This is a genomic window from Enterobacter cloacae complex sp. P2B, from assembly GCF_014895985.1.
GTDB classification, from domain to species: domain Bacteria; phylum Pseudomonadota; class Gammaproteobacteria; order Enterobacterales; family Enterobacteriaceae; genus Enterobacter; species Enterobacter bugandensis.
Map to the genome: position 1 here is coordinate 116,890 of NZ_JADBQQ010000022.1, position 18,626 is coordinate 135,515.

An 18,626-nucleotide genomic window follows, 5' to 3' on the forward strand; every position below is an offset into this window, starting at 1 on the left:
TAAAATTCGGAGTGGTAAATGAACAACATAAACGCCCTGCAGACCGCGCCAGACCTGCATGACAAAGACGAAACCATCTTCCAGGCATTGATGACAGCGATTGTGGAACATCAGCTGCTGCCGGGGAGCAAATTGCCGGAAGAGGCGCTGGCCGAGGTGTTTGGCGTGAGCCGCACGGGCATCCGCAAGGTGCTTCAACGACTCGCCGCTGTGCAAATGGTCACCCTGACGCCCAAACGTGGTGCACACGTCGCCAGCCCGACGGTGGAAGAGGCGCGGCACATCTTCCGCACCCGCGCGCTGCTGGAGGTCGCTAACCTGCCGGACGTGCTGGCGCACTGTCAGCCGCCGCACCTTGCCGCGCTGGAGGCCATTATTCGTCAGGAGCAGCAGGCGCACGAGGCGTACGACGGCCCGGCGGCAATCCGACATTCCGCCAGTTTCCACATACAACTGCAGGCCATATCCGGCAACCAGGTGCTGACGGAGATGGTGACAAGCCTGAGCCAGCGCTCCTCGCTGGTGATTGCCACCTGGGGCGCGCCGTGGCGTCAGGGCTGCCGCTGCAACGACCACGAACAGCTTGTAGATCTGCTGCGCCAGAAGGCGCTGCAGCCGCTAAGCGATGCCCTCATGCACCATTTTGAACACATCGTTGCCAGCCTCTGCTTCGAGCGGGCGGGCGAGTGCCTGCCTGATTTTGCCCGGCTGTTTGCCGGCCACAAGGAGTCGTAATGTCTGTCTGTATACAAGTGATCAACCCCAACACCAGCCTCGCGATGACGGAAACCATCGGCGCGGCGGCCCGCGCGGTGGCGGCGCCGGGAACGGAGATCCTCGCGGTCTGTCCGGGCGCGGGCGTGCCGTCTATAGAAGGCCACTTTGATGAGGCCATCGCCGCCGTCGGTGTCCTGGAACAGATCAAAAAAGGCAGGGAGCAGGGCGTGGACGGTCACGTTATTGCCTGCTTTGGCGATCCGGGACTGCTGGCGGCGCGCGAGCTGGCGCAGGGGCCGGTTATCGGCATTGCCGAAGCTGCCATGCATATGGCGACGCTGGTCGCGACGCGCTTTTCGGTGGTCACCACGCTGCCGCGCACGCTGATTATTGCCCGCCATCTGTTGCACCAGTATGGCTTTCAGGACCACTGCGCAGCGCTGCACGCCATCGACCTTCCTGTGCTGGCGCTGGAGGACGGCAGCGGTCTGGCGCAGGAGAAGGTACGCGCGCGCTGTATACAGGCGCTGAAAGAGGATGGCTGCGGCGCCATCGTGCTCGGCTGCGGCGGCATGGCGACGCTGGCGCAGGAGCTGACGCGCGAGCTGCGCGTGCCGGTGATCGACGGCGTCAGCGCGGCGGTGAAGATGGTGGAATCGCTGGTGGCGCTGGGGCTCTCGACCAGCAAGCATGGGGATCTGGCCTTCCCGGAGAGCAAACCGTTAAGCGGGCAGTTTCAGGCATTGAATCCATTTTAACTTTTGGGGGTGGTATGGGGCTTTTCGAACAGGATTATCCGCGGGATCTGCGCGGCTACGCGGGCAACCCGCCGCACGCGCGGTGGCCGAATGAGGCGCGCATCGCGGTGCAGTTTGTGCTCAATTATGAAGAAGGGGCGGAAAACCACGTTCTGCACGGCGATGCCGGGTCCGAGCAGTTCCTGTCGGACATCATCGGCGCGGCCAGCTACCCGGATAAACACATGTCGATGGACTCCCTCTACGAATACGGCAGCCGCGCCGGGTTCTGGCGGATCCACAGTGAATTTCAAAAACGCGGCCTGCCGCTGACGGTCTTTGGCGTGGCGATGGCGCTGGCGCGTCACCCGGAGATTGTTGAGGCGATCAAAACCGCGGATTACGACGTGGTCAGCCACGGCTGGCGCTGGATCCACTATCAGAATATGGACATCAGCCAGGAGCGCGACCACCTGCATAAGGCGGTGCAGGTTCTTACCGACCTGTTCGGCAAGCCGCCAACCGGCTGGTACACCGGGCGCGACAGCCCCAACACCCGCCAGCTGGTGGTGGAGCACGGCGGCTTCGACTACGACAGCGACTACTACGGCGACGACCTGCCCTTCTGGACGGAAGTGGCCTGCGGCGACGGCACCCAAAAGCCGCACCTGATCGTGCCCTATACGCTGGATGCGAACGACATGCGCTTCGCGACCGCGCAGGGGTTTAACACCGCCGAGCAGTTTTATACGTACCTGAAGGACAGCTTTGACGTGCTGTACGAGGAGGGGGAAAGCGCGCCAAAGATGATGTCCATCGGCATGCACTGCCGCCTGCTGGGAAGGCCGGGGCGTTTTCGCGCGCTGCAACGGTTTCTGGATTACGTGCAGCAGCACGATCGGGTGTGGGTCTGTACCCGCCAGCAGATTGCCGACCACTGGCGGGAAGTGCATCCGTTTCAGAAGTAATTGTGCGATGTTTTGCCGGGTGGCGGCTGCGCCTTACCCGGTCTATACCATCAAACTCACCTGCGCCGCAACAATGCGCCACCCGTAGGCAAATCGCACCCACGTCTGCTGCTGGCGGCCAATCCGCTCCGTACCTTCACGGGTAAACTCGGTGCTGCACACGGCATAATCCTCCCCGAAGGTGGTGATGACGGTATGACGCAGCGTCCGCTGCAGCCCGGCGGCGGGGCGCGCCGCGCGAAAGGCGCGGATTTCATCGATACCGTACAGATTTTCCCCCGCCCCCAGACGCACCGTGTTTTTGTCGTGCCAGAACAGCTCGTCCAGCACGGCAATGTTGTTACTCACCAGCGCGTCTTCATAGCGATAAAACGCGGCGGTCACCTCGGCAACCACCCACGGCAGGTTAATGTCATCGTGATTGATCATGCTGCAACCTCCGCCGGGCGGGCATCGGTGATGCCGCTCTCTTCCAGCACGCGCGCGACGCGCAGGCAGGCCTGCTCGTTAAACGGCGCGGCAATCAGCTGCAGGCCAATCGGCGCGCCATGTGCGGTGCGCAGCGGAACGGTGGTCACGGGCAGGCCCAAAAATGAAATCGGCTGGGTCAGCATCCCCATGCTGGCGCGGATGGGGAGCGGCTGACCGTTAATCTCCATGGTTTGCTCGCCGATCCGCGTGGCGCTGCGCGGCGTCGCGGGGGCGATCAGCACGTCGGCCTGGGCAAACAGTGCGTGAAACGCCTGCCGCGCCTGCGCGCGGAACCGCTGGGCCTGAATATACCAGGCGGAGGGGATCATCGCGCCTGCCAGCAGTCGCTCCCGGGAGTGCGGCTCAAAGCGCTCGGGCTCGCGGCGAAGCGCGGGCAGGTACTGATTTCCCCCTTCGGAGGCGCTGATGATAAACGCCGCGGAGCGCGCCAGCTCGGCGTCCGGAAACTGCAGCTTATCCTGCACGTCGAGCGCCTTCGCCACCCGCGCCACGGCGTCTCTGGCCTGTGCGTCGCACCAGGTGGTGAAGTAGCCGCCGAGCACCGCGCAGCGCAGGCCGTCAAGCCCGCGGTCTAGCAGGGGGCGCGTCTGCTCGCGCGAGCTCTCTGCCTGAAAACGGTCGCTGCTGTCCCGGCCCTGCAGCGCGTCGTACACGGACGCCAGGTCGCACACGCGGCGGGCGAAGGGGCCGATATGATCCAGGCTCGCGACAAACGGATGGCTGCCGGATCGTGACAGGCGGCCAAAGGTGGGCTTGAGGCCATAGATGCCGCACAGGGAGGCTGGAACGCGAATCGACCCGTTGGTGTCGGTGCCGAGCGAAAAGTGCACCAGCCCGGCGGCTACGGCGGCGGCTGAACCGCCAGAGGACCCGCCCGCAATGCGCGTCAGGTCGTGCGGGTTACGCGTCGCGCCGTAGTGGCTGTTCTCGGTGGTAAAGCCGTAGGCGTAGGCGTCCATATTCACCATGCCGGACAGCAGCCCGCCCGCGCTGCGCAGCTGGCGCACCGCGAAGCTGTCAGCGGCCGCAGCGGGACGCTGGCTGAACAGCTCGGCGCCCGCGAGGGTGGTGTGTCCGGCAACGTCGAACAGGTTTTTCACCGCGTAGGGCACGCCCGCCAACGGCGGCAGGGGGCGCTTCTCGCGGCGCAGGGTGTCGATGTTCTCGGCCTCGGCGAGCATGCGTGCTTCCGTCACGGTGGTCCAGGCATTGATCTGCGGATTAACTCGCTCAATCGCCTCCAGCGTCTGGCGGGCAATCTCATGGGCGCTCAGCTCGCCCGCGCTCAGCGCCTGTTGAATGTCGCTGATACTCATCTCGTGTAGCGTCATGCTTTATACACTCCTGCGATCTCCAGACGGTCGTCGAGCGGCCGCGCCATCAGCGGGGCGGCCATGCTGGCAATGCGGCTGAACTGCAACTGCAGTTCGGCGCGGCGGGCATCGTCCAGCGTCACGCCGAGCACGGACTCCATTTGCGCAAGATACGCCTGCCAGTCGGGTTGTTGTGTCGTCATTGTTTTCTCCTCAGTATCCGGCGGCCGCGCCGTTGCTGCGCGGGTCAAACGCCCCTTCAAACAGCCCGTTGGGGTGGCGGACAATCGCGCCCGCGTGGCCCATAGCTTCGCTAAAGTCCGGGAAGCGTTCGACCTCATGCCCCCGCGCCCGCAGTTCAGCGATCGTCTCAGCGCTAAAGCGTCCTTCCAGCTTTAACGTGTCCGAGGTTTGCCCCCAGGTACGCCCCAGCAGCCAGCGCGGGCGGGTGATGCTCTCCTGCAGCGGGACGCCCTGAACCACGTAGCGGGTAAAGAGCGCGGCCTGGGTTTGCGGCTGTCCGTCACCGCCCATCGATCCGTAGACCATTACGCGCCCGTCCTTAAGACGCGCCGCCGCCGGGTTCAGGGTATGGAAAGGCTGTTTGCCCGGCGCGAGGGCCAGAAGATGAGCGGGGTCGAGGCTGAATGACGCCCCCCGGTTCTGCCAGACGAGGCCGGTATCGGGCAGCACCACGCCGCTGCCGAACTCGTGATAAATACTCTGGATAAACGACACGGCAAGCCCGCTGTTATCCATCACCCCCATCCACACCGTATCGCCGGGCCCTTTTCCGGTTCCCCACGGCGCGGCGTGGCCGTCGTCAACCCTGTCGGCAAGCGCCTGCAGGGCTGAGGGATCCAGCAGTTTCTGAATCTCGGTTTTCAGCTCACGCGGGTCGGTAATGTGGGCATCGCGCAGGCCAAAGGCCAGCTTGGTGGCTTCAACGATGCGGTGAATGGTGTCCGCGTCGTCGGCCTCCGCCATATTCAGGCGGTCGGTGATGCCGAGTATCGCCAGCGAGACCAGCCCCTGCGTCGGCGGGGCGTGGTTGAAGATCTCTCCCTGCTGATGCTGCAGCTTCAGCGGCGCGGTGCGCCGGGCAGCGTGCGCGTTAAGATCGGCCAGCGTCACGGGCATGCCCAGCGTCTCCATGCCGTGCGCCAGCACGTCCGACAGCGGGCCGCGATAAAAGCTGTCCAGACCATCTTCCGCCAGGCGCGTCAGGGTCGTGGCCATGGCGGGCTGGTAAAAGCGACTCCCGACCTGCGGCGGCCTGCCGTCCACCAGCCAGGTTTCCGCGAAGCCGGGCATGTCCTTCAGCTCGTCGAACTTGCTGGCCGTGGCGTGGGCCTGAGACGCCGTGACCGGCGTGCCGTGCTGCGCATAGTCAATGGCGTCGGCCAGCAGGCGGGCCAGCGGCAGCGACTTGCCGGTCATCTCGCGGGAGACTTTCAGCGCCTCGTCCCAGCCGCTCACCGTGCCGGCGACGGTCAGCGCCGCCTGCGGTCCGCGATGGGGAATGTGCGTGTGCCCGTCGTAGGCGGCAAGCGTCGCGCGCGATCCCGCCGCGCCGCTGGCATCAATGGCGATGGGGTCGCCTTCTGGCGGCACGATAAGCCAGAAGCCATCGCCGCCCAGCCCGTTCATGTGGGGGTAAACCACGGCGATGGTGGCCGCCGCCGCGACCATCGCTTCAATCGCGCTGCCGCCTTCGCGCAGCACCGCCAGCGCGCTCTGGCTGGCAAGATGGTGGGGCGCAACGGCCATGCCGTGCGTGGAGACGTTGCTTTGCATGAGAAGTCCTCGTAACACTGAAAGTCACAAGGCGCTGCAAAAGCTGTTCCAGTTCTGAAAGAAAAGTTTCAGTAAACTGGCACGTATAATGAATACGTATAAAGAAAGGTATAATGTGATGAAACAAAAGTTACAGAGGCGCTATGGAACAACTGGATGAACGTCTGAAAGCACAATACCCGTCGCTGTCGCCGCAGGAGCAGCGGGTGGCAGACTTTATATTCGACCATTTTGACGACCTGATCAGCTACAACAGCGCCGAGCTGGCGCAGCTGAGCGGGGTGTCGAAAGCCACGGTCAGCCGCCTGTTTAAGCGTCTGGGCTATGAGAAATATAAGGATATGCGCGACGAGCTGCGCACCCTGCGCCAGAGCGGGATGCCGCTCACCGATAACCGCGATGCGGTGCAGGGCAACACGCTGCTGGCGCGCCACTACAAGCAGGAGATGGCGAACCTGACCCAGTGGGTCAATGCCCTTGACGCGCAGCAGTTTGCCGACGCCATGGCCTGCATGGTCAAGGCGCGGCGCATTGTCATTATCGGCATGCGTAACGCTTATCCGGCGGCGCTCCACCTGCGCCAGCAGCTGCTGCAGGCGCGCGGTCAGGTGCTGGTCCTGCCGCAGCCGGGCCAGAGCCTGAGCGAGGAGCTGGTGGACCTAACGCCGGACGATCTGGTGGTGATGATGGCCTTCCGCCGCCGCCCGCGCATCATTCGTCCGCTGATGCAGCAGCTTCAGAGTAGCGGTATTCCGGTGCTGCTGATGTGCGAGCCGCAGGCCCACAGCTTATTTCCGCTGGCGAGCTGGCAGCTCTGCGCCCCGCTGGACAGCGTCTCCGCCTATGACAGTTATTCCTCGGTCAACAGCCTGATCAACCTGCTGGCAAACGCCTTCCTGCATGACATTCTCGATAAAGGCCGTCCGCGCATTCACGAGATTGCCTCCCTCTACCAGCAGCTGGACGAACTCGAACAACGATAATGGGGCATCAGACTGGTGCTTTGCATTGAAATGGTGCAATTGAACGGGGCGAAAATAGAGAGTATTTTCGCCCCGTTCGCGTTTTATCAGGCTTTAAGAGAAAATTCCCCGCTTCGCCTTATCTGGCACATTAGTTGCAAAATCACATTCAAAGAATCTTTTGTTTCATGTTAACGTTACGGGGAAGCACCATGAAAAAACTGTTTATTGCACTGGCCGGGGCCGCCTGTCTCTTCACTCAGCTGCCGGCAAAGGCTGACCAGCTTCAGGATATCGAGAAGCGCGGCACCATTCGCATTGCCGTTCCGCAGGATTTCCCGCCGTTTGGCTCGGTAGGGACCGATCTGCAGCCGCAGGGCTACGACATAGACATGGCGCGCTATCTGGCGAAACAGATGAAGCTCAAGCTGCAGCTGGTGCCGGTGACCAGCGCCAACCGCGTGCCGTACCTGCAAACCGATAAGGTGGACCTGGTCATTTCCAGCCTCGGTAAAAACCCGGAGCGCGAGAAGGTGATCGACTTCAGCCGCGCCTACGCGCCGTTCTTCCTCGGCGTGTTTGGCCCGAAAGGCGCCGAGCTGAAGGACGCCGCCGCGCTGAGCGGAAAAACCATCGGCGTGACGCGCGGGGCGGTGGAGGACATGGTGCTGACCGGCCTGGCACCGAAAGATGCCAACGTGAAACGCTACGAAGACAACAACACCACGCTCTCGGCCTACCTCTCCGGCCAGGTGCAGTACGTGGCGACCGGCAACCTCGTGGTGGCGGCCATTTCGCGCCAGAACGCGGATAAAGCCCCGGTGCCGAGCTTTATGCTGAAAGACTCACCGTGCTTTATCGGCCTGAAGAAGAACGAACCGGCCCTGAAGGCGAAAGTGGATGCGCTGATTGAGCAGGGCATCAAGGACGGCACGCTGAACGGCCTGTCTGAGCAATGGCTGAAGGCCCCGCTGCCGGCAAACCTTGGCGCCTGAGCCTATGACGGAGCAACTTGATTTTTCAGCCCTCTGGCCGCACTGGCCGGAGCTGCTGGCCGGGCTGTGGGTCACCATTCAGCTGACGGTAATGGCAACCGTCGGCGGGCTGGCAATCGGGATTTTCGGCGCAGCGATCCGCAGCGGACGCACCACCTGGTACAGCCGGATCTGGGGCGGCTACGTGGAGATCATCCGCAACACGCCGTTTGTGGTGCAGCTGTTTTTCATCGTCTTCGGCCTGCCGAATCTTGGCCTGAAGATGACGGCGGGGGAGGCGGCGCTATTGGCAATGGTGGTGAACCTGGGCGCGTACAGCACCGAAATTATCCGCGCGGGCATTCAGGTCACGCCGAAAGGACAGTGGGAGGCCGGGCGCGTGCTGGGGCTGACCCGTCTGCAGACGTTTATTCGCGTGGTGCTGCCGCCCGCGCTGCAGCGCATTTATCCGGCGCTGGTGAGCCAGTGCATCATCGTGATGCTCGGCTCGTCGGTGGTGTCGCAGGTCTCGTATGAAGAGCTGACCTTCGCCGCCAACCTGATCCAGTCCAGAACGTTTTTGAGCTTTGAGGTCTATCTGGTGACAACCGGGATTTACTTAGCGCTGTCGATTACCCTGCGCCAGCTGATGATGGCGGCAGGACGCAAATGGCTGGGGGTGTAGGCATGATGACCACCTTTACCGACTGGGACATTATTCGCAACCTGCTGCTGGCCGGACGCTGGACAGTGCTGCTGTCGCTGGTGGCGTTTGTTGGCGGGGCGGTGGTAACGCTGCCGCTCCTGCTGCTGCGCCTGACGGGCGGACGCACGGTGAAGCGCATTATCCGCGGCTATATCGAGCTGTTTCAGGGCACCCCGCTGCTGATGCAGCTGTTCCTGGCCTTCTTCGGCGTGGCGCTGTTCGGCATCGACGTCTCGCCGTGGACCGCCGCCTCGCTGGCGTTAACCTGCTACACCAGCGCATTTCTGCTCGATATCTGGTACGGCAGCATTCGCGCCCTGCCGAAGGGGCAGTGGGAAGCCTCGCGCTGCCTGGGCCTGACCTTCGGACAGACCCTGTTTCGCGTGGTCGCTCCGCAGGCGCTGCGCATCGGCATCGCCCCGACGGTGGGCTTTGCGGTGCAGGTGATCAAAGGTACCGCGCTGGCGTCGATTATCGGCTTCATCGAGCTGACCAAGGCCGGGACCATGCTGACCAACGTGACCTATCAGCCATTTAAGGTCTTTGCGCTGGTGGCGCTGGGCTACTTTATTCTGTGTTATCCGCTGTCGCGCTACAGCCGCTATCTGGAGACCAAATTCAATGCCTCTCATCACCATTAATCAGGTGCAGAAGTACTACGGCGATAACCACGTGCTCAAGGGCGTCGATCTGGATATCGATATGGGCCAGGTGATCTCCATTATCGGGCGCAGCGGATCGGGCAAAAGCACGCTGCTGCGCTGCATCAACGGCCTGGAAGGGTATCAGGACGGAAGCATCAAGCTGGGCGGCATGACCATTACCGACCGGGATTCTCAGGCGCGCGAAATCAGCCGCTCGGTCGGGATGGTGTTTCAGAGCTTCAACCTGTTCCCGCACATGACGGCGCTGGAGAACGTGATGCTCGCCCCGCGTCGGGTGCTGAAGAAAAGCGCCGCCGAATGCCGCGAACTGGCCCAGCGCATGCTGGAGAAAGTGGGGCTTGGCGATCGTCTGGATTACTACCCGTCGAGCCTCTCCGGCGGCCAGCAGCAGCGCGTGGCGATTGCCCGCGCGCTGGCGATGTCGCCTAAAGTTTTACTCTGCGACGAGATCACCTCCGCGCTCGACCCGGAGCTGGTGGGCGAAGTGCTCAAGGTGCTGGAGCAGCTGGCGGCCGAGGGGATGACCCTGATTCTCGTGACCCATGAAATGAATTTTGCCCGCGAAGTGGGCGACCGCGTGGTGTTTATGCACCAGGGGAAAGTCTGGGAGCAGGGCGACAGCAAAACGCTGTTCGCCAACCCGCAGACCACGGAACTGAAGCAGTTCATCTCCTCCGTGCGCGGCCTCAACTGATAAGGACTTAACAATGGATATCGCACACTTTCCGCAAATCAACCCGCCCCAGCGCCTGCTGATGGGGCCGGGGCCGATCAACGCCGACCCGCGCGTGCTGCGCGCCATGTCGAGCCAGCTGATCGGGCAGTACGATCCGGCCATGACCCACTACATGAACGAGGTGATGGCGCTCTATCGCGGCGTGTTTCGCACCGAGAACCGCTGGACGATGCTGGTGGACGGCACCTCCCGGGCGGGGATTGAAGCCATTCTGGTCTCCGCCATCCGCCCCGGAGATAAAGTACTGGTGCCGGTCTTTGGCCGCTTTGGCCACCTGCTGTGCGAAATTGCCCGCCGCTGCCGCGCGGAGGTGCATACCATCGAGGTGCCGTGGGGCGAGGTGTTCACCCCGGACCAGGTGGAGGATGCGATTAAGCGTATTCGTCCGCGCCTGCTGCTGACCGTGCAGGGCGACACCTCCACCACCATGCTGCAGCCGCTCGCAGAGCTCGGCGCCATCTGCCGCCGCTACGACGTGCTGTTTTACACCGATGCCACCGCGTCGCTCGGCGGCAACGCGCTGGAGACCGACGCCTGGGGGCTGGACACCGTCTCGGCAGGGATGCAGAAGTGCCTCGGCGGCCCGTCGGGCACGTCGCCGATCACCCTGAGCGCGCGCATGGAGGAGGCGATCCGCCGCCGCAAATGCGTTGAGGAGGGCATTCGCACCGACGCCCACCGCGACGGCGATGAGGAGATGATCTACTCCAACTATTTCGATCTCGGCATGGTGATGGACTACTGGGGGCCGGAGCGCCTCAACCACCACACCGAAGCGACCACCGCGCTGTTTGGCGCCCGTGAGTGCGCGCGTTTGATCCTGCAGGAAGGGCTGGATAACGGCATCGCCCGCCACAGGCTGCACGGCGATGCGCTGCTGAAGGGCATTCAGGCGATGGGGCTGGAGACCTTTGGCGATCTGAAGCACAAGATGAACAATGTGCTGGGGGTGGTCATCCCGCAGGGCATCAACGGCGACCAGGTGCGTAAGCTGATGCTGGAGGATTTCGGGATTGAAATCGGCACCTCGTTTGGCCCGCTGCACGGCAAGGTGTGGCGCATCGGCACCATGGGCTACAACGCGCGCAAGGACTGCGTGATGACCACCCTGAGCGCGCTGGAGTCGGTGCTGAACTACCTGAAATTCACCACCACGCAGGGCGCGGCGATGCAGGCCGCGTGGGACCACTATCGCCGCGAGACGCCGCAATGAGTCCGGCGGCAGAACGGGTGATGGCCCGCGCCGACGCGCTGGCCGCCATCAGCGAAACCCCGGATGCGCTGACTAGGGTCTATCTCTCGGTGCAGCATCAGCAGGCCAACCAGCTGGTGGGGCAGTGGATGAGCCAGGCGGGCATGACCGTCTGGCAGGACAGCGTGGGCAACATCTGTGGACGCTATGAGGGGGCGCAGGAAGGGGCGCAGGCGGTGCTGCTTGGATCGCATCTGGATACCGTGCGCAACGCGGGACGCTACGACGGCATGCTTGGGGTGCTCACGGCCATTGAAGTGGTGGACAGCCTGCATCAGCAGGGGGTGCATCTGGCGCAGGCCATCGAGATTGTCGGCTTTTGCGATGAAGAGGGCACCCGCTTCGGCATTACGCTGTTAGGCAGCCGGGGGCTGACGGGCACCTGGCCGCAGGGCTGGCTGGAAAAAACTGACGCCAGCGGCATCAGCGTGGCGCAGGCGATGACCCAGACGGGGCTCGATCCTGCCCGCGTGTCGCATGCCGCAAGGCGTCAGGAAGATTTCAGCGCCTATCTCGAGCTGCATATTGAGCAGGGGCCGTGCCTTGAGCAGGAGGCGCTCGCACTTGGCGTGGTGGAAGCCATTAACGGCGCCCGTCGCCTGAACTGTCGCTTCACCGGCGAGGCCGGACATGCGGGAACCGTGCCGATGCTCCACCGCAGAGACGCGCTGGCCGCCGCCGCCGAGTGGATGGTTATCATTGAAAACGCTACCCGACAGCAGGGTGGCAACCTGGTGGCGACGGTCGGGGAATTGCGCTGTCTGCCGGGAGCGGTGAACGTGATCCCCGGTGAGGTTCAGCTCTCGCTCGATATTCGCGGCCCGCAGGATGCACCGCTGGACAGGTTGCTCAACGACCTGCTGGAACATGCCCGGGCGATCGCATCGCGCCGCGGGCTGGCATTTAGCGCCGAGGAGTTTTACCGCATTGCCGCCACGCCGTGCGATCTGCACCTGCAGAACGTGCTGGGGGAGGCCGTCAAATCGGTACAGGGGCGCTCGCTGTCGCTGCCCAGCGGCGCGGGCCACGATGCGATTGCCATCGCGGAACGCTGGCCGGTGGGCATGCTGTTCGTGCGCTGCAGGGGCGGAGTCAGCCACCACCCGGCGGAATCGGTGATGGCTGAGGATGTTGCGCTGGCGATTGAGGCGTTTTCGCTTGCGGTGATTCAGCTGGCGGATCGCGTTACTCCAGCCCCAGCGTATACTGCGCGATCTTAAAGTAGATAATCAGCCCGGTACCGTCGATAAGCGTCGCGATAAACGGCGCGGAGACGACCGCCGGGTCAATGCCGCAGCGCTTGAGCACCATCGGGATCACTGACGACACAATCGCGCTCCAGAGCGTAATGCATACCAGCGTCAGGCTGACGATAAGCGTGATTTCCAGCCCGATACCCATCATCCAGGCGCGGATGCACCCGGCAATACCGAGCGTCACGGCAATCATCAGCGAGGTGGTCATCTCTTTGCGCAGCACGCGGCCTACGTCGCGCAGATGCACTTCACCCAGCGCCATGGCGCGCACCAGCGTGGAGGTGATCTGCGTTCCGCTGTTGCCACCCGTGCCGATCAGCAGCGGAATAAAGAACGCCAGCGCGATGGCAGACTCCAGCGCCTCTTCGAAGTGCTGGATCACCGAGCTGGTGTAGGCTTCCGCGACAAACAGCAGCAGCAGCCAGACGGAGCGTTTCTTCCACAGGCTGAAGGCGCTGGTTTCCAGATAGGGCTTCTCCAGCGGCAGCGTCGCCCCCTGAAGCTGGGCGTCTTCGGTGACGTCATCTTCCAGCAGATGGGCGATTTCGCGCTCGGTCAGGCAGCCGACGAGCTTGCCGTGGGTTACCACCGGCACGACGTCCGCGTCGCCGTGGGCCAGAAGTCCGGCGACATCGGCTCGTTCATCTTCCGGTTTGACCTGCAAAAACTGTGAAATCATCAGGCTTTTAATTGGCTGCACGGTATCCGTGACCTGCAATAATTTGCGTACCGCAATCATGCCCGCCAGGCGTCCATGGTCTTCAATAAAAATATGCGACGGAATATCATCGTCTTTTAATTTTTCGAAGAATTGCTCGCGCGCCAGCGCCACGCATAATGAAACGTCGAGGACAATAAAATCGGTATTCATATATTGCGCGACCGCGCTGTCATTGAATGCCAGGTTGTGGTTGTGAATAGCGTAAGACATAGTGAATTCCCTTTGAATAATAAAATCTCTCAGGGGCGAGCAAGACAGGGCATGTCGGAAAGGAGATCCCCACGTCCTGGGTTCAGCACTGTACACCGTATCCCGCAAGGGAAGTTATACTGACAAAGCCTTGATTCGACAGTGCCTGTTTTACCCTGTGCCGGTTCTCTCGAACCCACCAGAGCGATAACGTGTATTTGTACAGGAGCCTCGCCATAACGAGATCGTTGTAAAGCGTGAGGAATAATACGCTTGTTTAAATTTATCGCTCAGGAAATTAAATAATGTTTAAGAAAGGTTTAGGTAAATCTTATTGATAAAATGTTGAGGGTTTATTTAAGGTTATTCATTTTAAATGGAGGATTAATTAACGGGGGAAGGAAAATGGCGTGGTTTGATAATTTGCTGAATCATTTTGCGCTTTATCCGGCACATCTGTTCGCGCTGTTATTCATAATGGCGCTGAGCAAGTCGACGGTGCTGATCTCCTCCGTGCTGCCGCCCGCCTCGGTGATGCTGCTGGCGGGCATCGGCGTCAGCCAGGGGAGCATGCACCCGGCGCTGGCGTGGCTCGCCGTGGTGCTGGGGGCAACGGCGGGATCGGTGCTGAACTACCATATCGGCCAGCTGATGGGGCACACCCGGCTGGTCGCGCGCTTTACGGCGAAGCATGCCGCTACGTTTTTACGGGTTCAGCATCAGCTGCAAAAAAACGGTGTCATCGTACTGTTTACGTCGCGCTTTCTGGCGGTGTTGCGTTATGTCGTGCCGCTGGCGGCAGGGATGCTCAGGCTGAACGCCGTCAAAGTTTACGCCATCAGCCTGCTTTCCGCCTGTGCATGGGCGGCGCTGTATGTCGGCGCGGTCACCGGCATCAGCGCCTTTTGAGTTACAGACTCCCCATTCCGCCGTCCACCAGCAGCTCCGTTCCTACCGTGTAGCTCGACTCGTCGGACGCCAGATAGAGCGCGGCTTTTGCCAGCTCCGTCGTCGAGCCCATTCTGCCGAGCGGCACCAGCTTGATGATCTCCGCCATCATCGCGTTAAGCGTCTCTTCGCTTAAGCCCGTCTTCGTAAATGCCGGCGTTTCCACCGGACCGGGGCTCAACCCGTTGACGCGGATCCCGCGCGGCAGCAGCTCCGCCGACAACGTACGCGCCAGCGACAGGAGGGCGGCCTTGCTCGCGGCATACACGCTGCTGGTGGGCAGGCCGATGCGTGCGCTCACGGAGCCGCAGAGGATCACCGACGACGGGTTATTCAGCAGCGGCAGCAGCGCCTGAATTAAAAAGAACGGTCCCTTCAGGTTGATGCCCATCAGGCGGTCCCACGCATCCTCCTGCCAGGCTTCCAGCGGCGCGTGCGTCACGTCGCCAGCGTTGAGAAACACCGCGTCCAGGCGTGGCCAGCGGGCGGCGAGAGTTTCCGCCAGCGCTTTTTGCGACGCGATATCGCCTGCGTCGGTTGGGATCACCCAGGCCTTATCGCCCAGAATGCGCTCTGCTTCGGCGAGGATGTCCGGGTTGCGTCCGGTCACGGCGACGCGCGCGCCTTCGGCGATAAACGCCTGCGCGGTTGCAAGACCAATGCCGCTGGTGCCGCCGGTAATCAGCGTATATTTATCGGTTAAACGACCCATGTTCTTCTCCTGAAATGTCACTGGAGAAAGCACTATAGAAACGTTAGTATCGAAAGGAAACCAGGTACCAAATGGATACTAACGAGGCAAGAGGTGTGCTATGGCAGAAATGCTGGAGGTGTGCTGCGAAAAAAAATCTGAGGCGTATACCTGCCCGATGACGCAGTTTGTCAACCTGATATCCGGTAAGTGGGCGATCCCCATTCTCTATCGCCTGATTGTGTTCAACACGCCCGTACGCTTTGGCGATCTGCTGCGTGCCGCTGCCCCCATCACGCAGAAAGAGCTGACGAAGCAGCTCCGCCTGTTTGAGCAGCGCGGGCTGGTGACGCGGACGGTCTACCCGGAGATCCCCCCGCGCGTGGAGTATCAAATTACCGAGCTGGGGTTAACCCTGCAGGACGCACTTTCGCCGCTGGCCGCCTGGATGAGCGAGTACGGCGACCAGCTTGAGCGTTAGGCTACTGTTTAACGTAGCGCGGTGCCGGAACCCCGGTGCGCGCGCTGTTAAACAGCTCAAGGCGCGCCGCTTCGTAGCGATCCCACAGGGCGGCGTCATGCATCGGCGGAATAGTGATCTGTTCGCCCTGATCCAGACCCGCCAGTGACGCATCGACCATATCGTCGGTAGTCATCACCGACCCTTCCGGCAGATCGTTCACCGTAACCCCTGAATGGCTCCAGATCTCCGTCGCCGTCGCGGCGGGCAGTACGGCCTGAATGCGCACGCTGCTATCGGCAAATTCTTCCTGCAGTCCGCGGGTAAAGCTCAGTACCCAGGCTTTGGTGGCGCTGTACAACGCGCTGCCCGCTCGGACATGGAGCGATAACACCGAGGCGATATTGATCAGCGTCCCGCGATTGTTCTGCGCCAGGCGGGGCAGGATGGCGTAGGTCAGACGCATCAGCGCCGTGGTGTTGAGGGTATTGATGGCCTGATGCTGCGCCACATCGCCCGCGAGGAACGGGGCCATCTGCGCGGTGCCCGCGTTGTTTACCAGCGTATCGATGGCGGTATTGTGGCGCAGTTCATTTTCCACGGCGCGGATCCCGGCTTCATCGCTGAGATCGGCCACCAGTATAGCGACGGCCACGCCATAGCGCGCGCGCAGGTCGGCGGCGAGGGTTTTCAGGCGATCCTCGCGGCGGGCGACCAGGACCAGGTTAGCGCCGCGCGCGGCCAGGCGATCGGCATAGACGGCCCCGATCCCGGAAGAGGCGCCGGTAATTAAGGCGGTGGTGATTTGCGTAGTCATCGTGTGTTACCTCAAAGCAAAGTGGGTCATTTGGTTTCAATATGAAACTGAATTAACTCTCTGCTATTTGGTTTTATAATGCAACCATTTTGCCGGGCATTTTGTGCTTTTGCCGTTGGGAACGATCAGGAGGGGAGTTTAGCCACGATCTCTTCAGGCGTCAGTTCGCGCCCATCGTCGGCGATAAGCGCCAGTTTACGCAGGGGTTTGCGCTGTTCGCTATCGACGAGAACGGTGCCGCATTCGTTTTCCGCGAACAAAAATTCATTGCCCCACTGGGAGAGAGCAACCAGCACCGTCTGGAGCGCGCGTCCTTTGTCGGTCAGAACGTATTCCTGCCAGGCGCTGCCGTCGGAGGCGGGCTGAAGCCGGAGGATGCCTTCATCGACCAGCAGCTTCAGCCGCGAGGTGAGCATGTTTTTTGCGATACCGAGGCTTTTCTGAAACTCGCCGAAGCGTTTAATCCCGCGCAGCGCGTCGCGAACGATCAGCAACGACCACCAGTCGCCAATGATATCCAGCGAACGGGCGACGGGGCAGGTGCTCTCTTCAAGGCGGGTGCGTTTCACGGTCAGGTCTCCGGTGGGGTGTGGTTTTATTATAAAACTAATTAGTGCCCACCGTAAGCACGTTAATCATCAGTTTGAGAAATGCTTCCCGAAAAAACTGTCACGAATCTGTCACACTCACTGGAACATTAAAAAAACGTGAGGAACGAGGGATGAGAAAAGCACTACTCGCAGTGGCCGTGGCAGGTACCCTTTCAATGACCTTTGGCGCACAGGCGCAGGAGACGCCGAAAGGCTATCAGCTGGAGCAGGTGTTAATCATGAGCCGTCACAACCTGCGCGCGCCGCTCGCTAACAACGGCAGCGTGCTGGAGCAGTCCACGCCGAAGCAGTGGCCGGAGTGGGACGTGCCGGGCGGTCAGCTCACCACCAAAGGCGGCGTGCTGGAAGTCTATATGGGCCATTACATGCGCGAGTGGCTGGCAGAGCAGGGGATGGTGAAGACGGGAGAGTGCCCGCCAGCAGATAGCGTGTATGCTTACGCCAATAGCCTGCAGCGTACTGTCGCCACCGCGCAGTTCTTCATTACCGGCGCGTTCCCGGGCTGCGACGTCCCCGTGCATCATCAGGAAAAAATGGGCACCATGGATCCGACCTTTAATCCGGTGATTACCGACAACTCGCCGGAATTCCGCGAAAAAGCACTGAAGGCGATGGAGTCCGAGCGGCAAAAAATGCAGCTTGGCGAAAGCTATAAGCTGCTGGAGCAGTTGACGAACTACGCCGATTCCCCGTCCTGCAAAGAGAAAAAAGTCTGCTCCCTGGCGGACGCGAAAGATACCTTCAGCGCCGACTATGAAAAAGAGCCTGGCGTATCCGGGCCGCTGAAGGTGGGTAACTCGCTGGTGGACGCGTTCACGCTGCAGTATTACGAAGGGTTCCCGGCCGACCAGGTGGCCTGGGGTGAAATCAAGACCGACCAGCAGTGGCGCGTGCTGTCGAAGCTGAAGAACGGCTATCAGGACTCGCTGTTTACCTCCACCGAGGTGGCGCAAAACGTGGCGAAGCCGCTGGTGAAATATATCGATAAAACGCTGGTCACCGAACAGGCGAAAGCGCCTAAGATTACTCTGCTGGTAGGGCACGATTCGAACATCGCTTCACTGCTCACCGCGCTGGATTTCAAGCCGTATCAGCTGCATGACCAGCAGGAACGGACTCCAATTGGCGGCAAGATTGTCTTCCAGCGTTGGCACGACAAAAACAGCAATCAGGAGCTGATGAAAATTGAGTATGTCTACCAGAGCGCGGAGCAGCTGCGCAATGCCAGCGTGCTGTCATTGCAGTCGCCCGCGCAGCGCGTGACGCTGGAGCTGAAGGGCTGTCCGGTGGACGCGAACGGCTTCTGTCCGGTTGATAAATTCAATGCGGTGATGAATAACGCGGCGAAGTAAAAGAGAACCCCCCGCTGCGGCGGGGGGAAACGCTTAGACGTTTTTACGTTCGATGGTTTGCTCGCCCCAGAAGAGCGAGTCTTTGTCTGTTTTTTCGAAGGCGCGAATCAGCACTTCATCGTTGCCTTCTTCCCAAATCTGCTCGGCCAGCTTTTCGTCGTAGTTCGCGACTTCAAAGATGGCTTCGGCAATCTCCGGAGAGGTGTTGCGTAAACTTGCCCATTCGCCCACGTGGTGAGCTTTGGATTCCTGTGTTGGCATA

General features: G+C 61.4%; 21 protein-coding genes, 1 pseudogene and 1 riboswitch. Of the genes and pseudogenes, 13 read left to right on the forward strand and 9 right to left on the reverse strand.

What is annotated here, in order from left to right; all coding sequences use genetic code 11:
* Window positions 1–18 precede the first annotated feature (18 nt).
* The 3 genes and pseudogenes from IM313_RS19105 (at window position 19) to puuE (ending at window position 2,422) form a co-directional block, all read left to right on the forward strand.
* The gene (locus tag IM313_RS19105) at window positions 19–735 is read left to right on the forward strand and encodes a GntR family transcriptional regulator (RefSeq protein WP_045630054.1); all 717 of its coding nucleotides are present in this window, start codon (window positions 19–21) and stop codon (window positions 733–735) included.
* A pseudogene (gene hpxA / locus IM313_RS19110) lies at window positions 735–1,569 on the forward strand (allantoin racemase). The gene IM313_RS19105 and the pseudogene hpxA overlap by 1 nt, the downstream one beginning before the upstream one ends.
* Window positions 1,523–2,422 carry an allantoinase PuuE gene (puuE, locus tag IM313_RS19115; protein ID WP_370528594.1) on the forward strand — a complete coding sequence of 300 codons (900 nt, stop codon included), beginning with the start codon at window positions 1,523–1,525 and terminating at the stop codon, window positions 2,420–2,422. Before hpxA ends, puuE begins: the two are co-directional and overlap by 47 nt.
* A 42-nt stretch (window positions 2,423–2,464) precedes the next feature.
* Here puuE and hpxZ read toward each other — a convergent pair whose 3' ends face one another.
* From hpxZ to hpxW, 4 genes are read right to left on the reverse strand one after another with little or no spacing between them, the layout of a single operon-like run.
* Entirely contained in the window at window positions 2,465–2,851 is a 387-nt protein-coding gene (gene hpxZ / locus IM313_RS19120; protein ID WP_028012635.1) for an oxalurate catabolism protein HpxZ, read from the reverse strand.
* Complete coding sequence (locus IM313_RS19125) at window positions 2,848–4,245, reverse strand: AtzE family amidohydrolase (protein WP_192970881.1); 1,398 nt, start codon at window positions 4,243–4,245, stop codon at window positions 2,848–2,850. Before IM313_RS19125 ends, hpxZ begins: the two co-directional genes overlap by 4 nt.
* Window positions 4,242–4,430, reverse strand: a complete 189-nt coding sequence (gene hpxX / locus IM313_RS19130) for an oxalurate catabolism protein HpxX (RefSeq protein ID WP_063943672.1) — start codon at window positions 4,428–4,430, stop codon at window positions 4,242–4,244. Before hpxX ends, IM313_RS19125 begins: the two co-directional genes overlap by 4 nt.
* A 10-nt stretch (window positions 4,431–4,440) precedes the next feature.
* On the reverse strand, window positions 4,441–6,024 hold the full coding sequence (gene hpxW, locus IM313_RS19135; RefSeq protein WP_192970882.1) for an oxamate amidohydrolase: 1,584 nt from the start codon (window positions 6,022–6,024) through the stop codon (window positions 4,441–4,443).
* 143 nt (window positions 6,025–6,167) lie between these two features.
* Here hpxW and hpxU point away from each other — a divergent pair, with 143 nt between their 5' ends.
* The 7 genes from hpxU (at window position 6,168) to hpxK (ending at window position 12,539) form a co-directional block, all read left to right on the forward strand.
* Entirely contained in the window at window positions 6,168–7,007 is an 840-nt protein-coding gene (gene hpxU / locus IM313_RS19140) for a MurR/RpiR family transcriptional regulator HpxU (RefSeq protein WP_045261682.1), read from the forward strand.
* 191 nt (window positions 7,008–7,198) lie between these two features.
* On the forward strand, window positions 7,199–7,981 hold the full coding sequence (locus tag IM313_RS19145; protein WP_045261681.1) for a transporter substrate-binding domain-containing protein: 783 nt from the start codon (window positions 7,199–7,201) through the stop codon (window positions 7,979–7,981).
* Between the two features lie 4 nt (window positions 7,982–7,985).
* Complete coding sequence (locus IM313_RS19150; RefSeq protein WP_192970883.1) at window positions 7,986–8,645, forward strand: amino acid ABC transporter permease; 660 nt, start codon at window positions 7,986–7,988, stop codon at window positions 8,643–8,645.
* Window positions 8,646–8,650: 5 nt separating this feature from the next.
* Entirely contained in the window at window positions 8,651–9,307 is a 657-nt protein-coding gene (locus tag IM313_RS19155) for an amino acid ABC transporter permease (protein ID WP_080351084.1), read from the forward strand.
* Window positions 9,288–10,025 (forward strand): amino acid ABC transporter ATP-binding protein, encoded by a 738-nt coding sequence (locus tag IM313_RS19160; protein ID WP_008499843.1) that lies wholly within the window; start codon window positions 9,288–9,290, stop codon window positions 10,023–10,025. The genes IM313_RS19155 and IM313_RS19160 overlap by 20 nt, the downstream gene beginning before the upstream one ends.
* A 13-nt stretch (window positions 10,026–10,038) precedes the next feature.
* Window positions 10,039–11,280: an alanine--glyoxylate aminotransferase family protein gene (locus tag IM313_RS19165; RefSeq protein WP_192970884.1), complete on the forward strand. Its 1,242-nt coding sequence runs from the start codon at window positions 10,039–10,041 to the stop codon at window positions 11,278–11,280.
* A complete protein-coding gene (gene hpxK, locus IM313_RS19170; RefSeq protein WP_192970885.1) occupies window positions 11,277–12,539 on the forward strand; it encodes an allantoate amidohydrolase in 1,263 nt (420 codons plus the stop codon). Before IM313_RS19165 ends, hpxK begins: the two co-directional genes overlap by 4 nt.
* Here hpxK and IM313_RS19175 read toward each other — a convergent pair.
* The gene (locus IM313_RS19175) at window positions 12,505–13,506 is read right to left on the reverse strand and encodes a magnesium transporter (RefSeq protein WP_045630063.1); all 1,002 of its coding nucleotides are present in this window, start codon (window positions 13,504–13,506) and stop codon (window positions 12,505–12,507) included. The genes hpxK and IM313_RS19175 overlap by 35 nt on opposite strands.
* A gap of 60 nt (window positions 13,507–13,566) precedes the next feature.
* A riboswitch (M-box (ykoK) riboswitch) is annotated at window positions 13,567–13,736 on the reverse strand.
* A 154-nt stretch (window positions 13,737–13,890) separates the two neighbouring features.
* Here IM313_RS19175 and IM313_RS19180 point away from each other — a divergent pair.
* Window positions 13,891–14,394, forward strand: coding sequence for a DedA family protein (locus IM313_RS19180; RefSeq protein ID WP_192970886.1), 504 nt, complete (start codon window positions 13,891–13,893; stop codon window positions 14,392–14,394).
* Between the two features lies 1 nt (window position 14,395).
* Here IM313_RS19180 and IM313_RS19185 read toward each other — a convergent pair whose 3' ends face one another.
* On the reverse strand, window positions 14,396–15,145 hold the full coding sequence (locus IM313_RS19185) for an SDR family oxidoreductase (protein WP_049001622.1): 750 nt from the start codon (window positions 15,143–15,145) through the stop codon (window positions 14,396–14,398).
* Between the two features lie 100 nt (window positions 15,146–15,245).
* Between IM313_RS19185 and IM313_RS19190 the strand changes: the two genes are divergently transcribed.
* Complete coding sequence (locus IM313_RS19190; protein WP_023335206.1) at window positions 15,246–15,605, forward strand: helix-turn-helix domain-containing protein; 360 nt, start codon at window positions 15,246–15,248, stop codon at window positions 15,603–15,605.
* A gap of 1 nt (window position 15,606) precedes the next feature.
* Here the strand turns inward: IM313_RS19190 and IM313_RS19195 are convergent, their stop codons facing one another.
* Together IM313_RS19195 and IM313_RS19200 are read right to left on the reverse strand one after the other, a co-directional pair.
* A complete protein-coding gene (locus IM313_RS19195) occupies window positions 15,607–16,401 on the reverse strand; it encodes an SDR family oxidoreductase (RefSeq protein ID WP_028012646.1) in 795 nt (264 codons plus the stop codon).
* A gap of 125 nt (window positions 16,402–16,526) precedes the next feature.
* Entirely contained in the window at window positions 16,527–16,970 is a 444-nt protein-coding gene (locus IM313_RS19200; protein ID WP_028012647.1) for a helix-turn-helix domain-containing protein, read from the reverse strand.
* Between the two features lie 152 nt (window positions 16,971–17,122).
* On the opposite strand from IM313_RS19200, the gene agp reads away from it, so the two are divergent.
* Window positions 17,123–18,364 carry a bifunctional glucose-1-phosphatase/inositol phosphatase gene (gene agp / locus IM313_RS19205; protein WP_047364258.1) on the forward strand — a complete coding sequence of 414 codons (1,242 nt, stop codon included), beginning with the start codon at window positions 17,123–17,125 and terminating at the stop codon, window positions 18,362–18,364.
* A gap of 33 nt (window positions 18,365–18,397) precedes the next feature.
* Here the strand turns inward: agp and IM313_RS19210 are convergent, their stop codons facing one another.
* Window positions 18,398–18,625, reverse strand: coding sequence for a YccJ family protein (locus IM313_RS19210; protein WP_028012649.1), 228 nt, complete (start codon window positions 18,623–18,625; stop codon window positions 18,398–18,400).
* Window position 18,626: the final 1 nt, after the last annotated feature.

Bases quoted from the DNA above. Each gene is read 5' to 3' on its own strand.
- IM313_RS19145 (WP_045261681.1), top strand. From the start codon at position 7,199: ATGAAAAAACTGTTTATTGCACTGGCCGGGGCCGCCTGTCTCTTCACT.
- IM313_RS19150 (WP_192970883.1), top strand. From the start codon at position 7,986: ATGACGGAGCAACTTGATTTTTCAGCCCTCTGGCCGCACTGGCCGGAG.
- IM313_RS19175 (WP_045630063.1), bottom strand. From the start codon at position 13,506: ATGTCTTACGCTATTCACAACCACAACCTGGCATTCAATGACAGCGCG.
- IM313_RS19180 (WP_192970886.1), top strand. From the start codon at position 13,891: ATGGCGTGGTTTGATAATTTGCTGAATCATTTTGCGCTTTATCCGGCA.
- IM313_RS19105 (WP_045630054.1), top strand. From the start codon at position 19: ATGAACAACATAAACGCCCTGCAGACCGCGCCAGACCTGCATGACAAA.
- agp (WP_047364258.1), top strand. From the start codon at position 17,123: ATGAGAAAAGCACTACTCGCAGTGGCCGTGGCAGGTACCCTTTCAATG.
- hpxU (WP_045261682.1), top strand. From the start codon at position 6,168: ATGGAACAACTGGATGAACGTCTGAAAGCACAATACCCGTCGCTGTCG.
- IM313_RS19195 (WP_028012646.1), bottom strand. From the start codon at position 16,401: ATGACTACGCAAATCACCACCGCCTTAATTACCGGCGCCTCTTCCGGG.
- hpxK (WP_192970885.1), top strand. From the start codon at position 11,277: ATGAGTCCGGCGGCAGAACGGGTGATGGCCCGCGCCGACGCGCTGGCC.
- hpxX (WP_063943672.1), bottom strand. From the start codon at position 4,430: ATGACGACACAACAACCCGACTGGCAGGCGTATCTTGCGCAAATGGAG.
- IM313_RS19210 (WP_028012649.1), bottom strand. From the start codon at position 18,625: ATGCCAACACAGGAATCCAAAGCTCACCACGTGGGCGAATGGGCAAGT.
- hpxZ (WP_028012635.1), bottom strand. From the start codon at position 2,851: ATGATCAATCACGATGACATTAACCTGCCGTGGGTGGTTGCCGAGGTG.
- IM313_RS19155 (WP_080351084.1), top strand. From the start codon at position 8,651: ATGACCACCTTTACCGACTGGGACATTATTCGCAACCTGCTGCTGGCC.
- hpxW (WP_192970882.1), bottom strand. From the start codon at position 6,024: ATGCAAAGCAACGTCTCCACGCACGGCATGGCCGTTGCGCCCCACCAT.
- IM313_RS19165 (WP_192970884.1), top strand. From the start codon at position 10,039: ATGGATATCGCACACTTTCCGCAAATCAACCCGCCCCAGCGCCTGCTG.
- IM313_RS19190 (WP_023335206.1), top strand. From the start codon at position 15,246: ATGGCAGAAATGCTGGAGGTGTGCTGCGAAAAAAAATCTGAGGCGTAT.
- IM313_RS19125 (WP_192970881.1), bottom strand. From the start codon at position 4,245: ATGACGCTACACGAGATGAGTATCAGCGACATTCAACAGGCGCTGAGC.
- IM313_RS19160 (WP_008499843.1), top strand. From the start codon at position 9,288: ATGCCTCTCATCACCATTAATCAGGTGCAGAAGTACTACGGCGATAAC.
- IM313_RS19185 (WP_049001622.1), bottom strand. From the start codon at position 15,145: ATGGGTCGTTTAACCGATAAATATACGCTGATTACCGGCGGCACCAGC.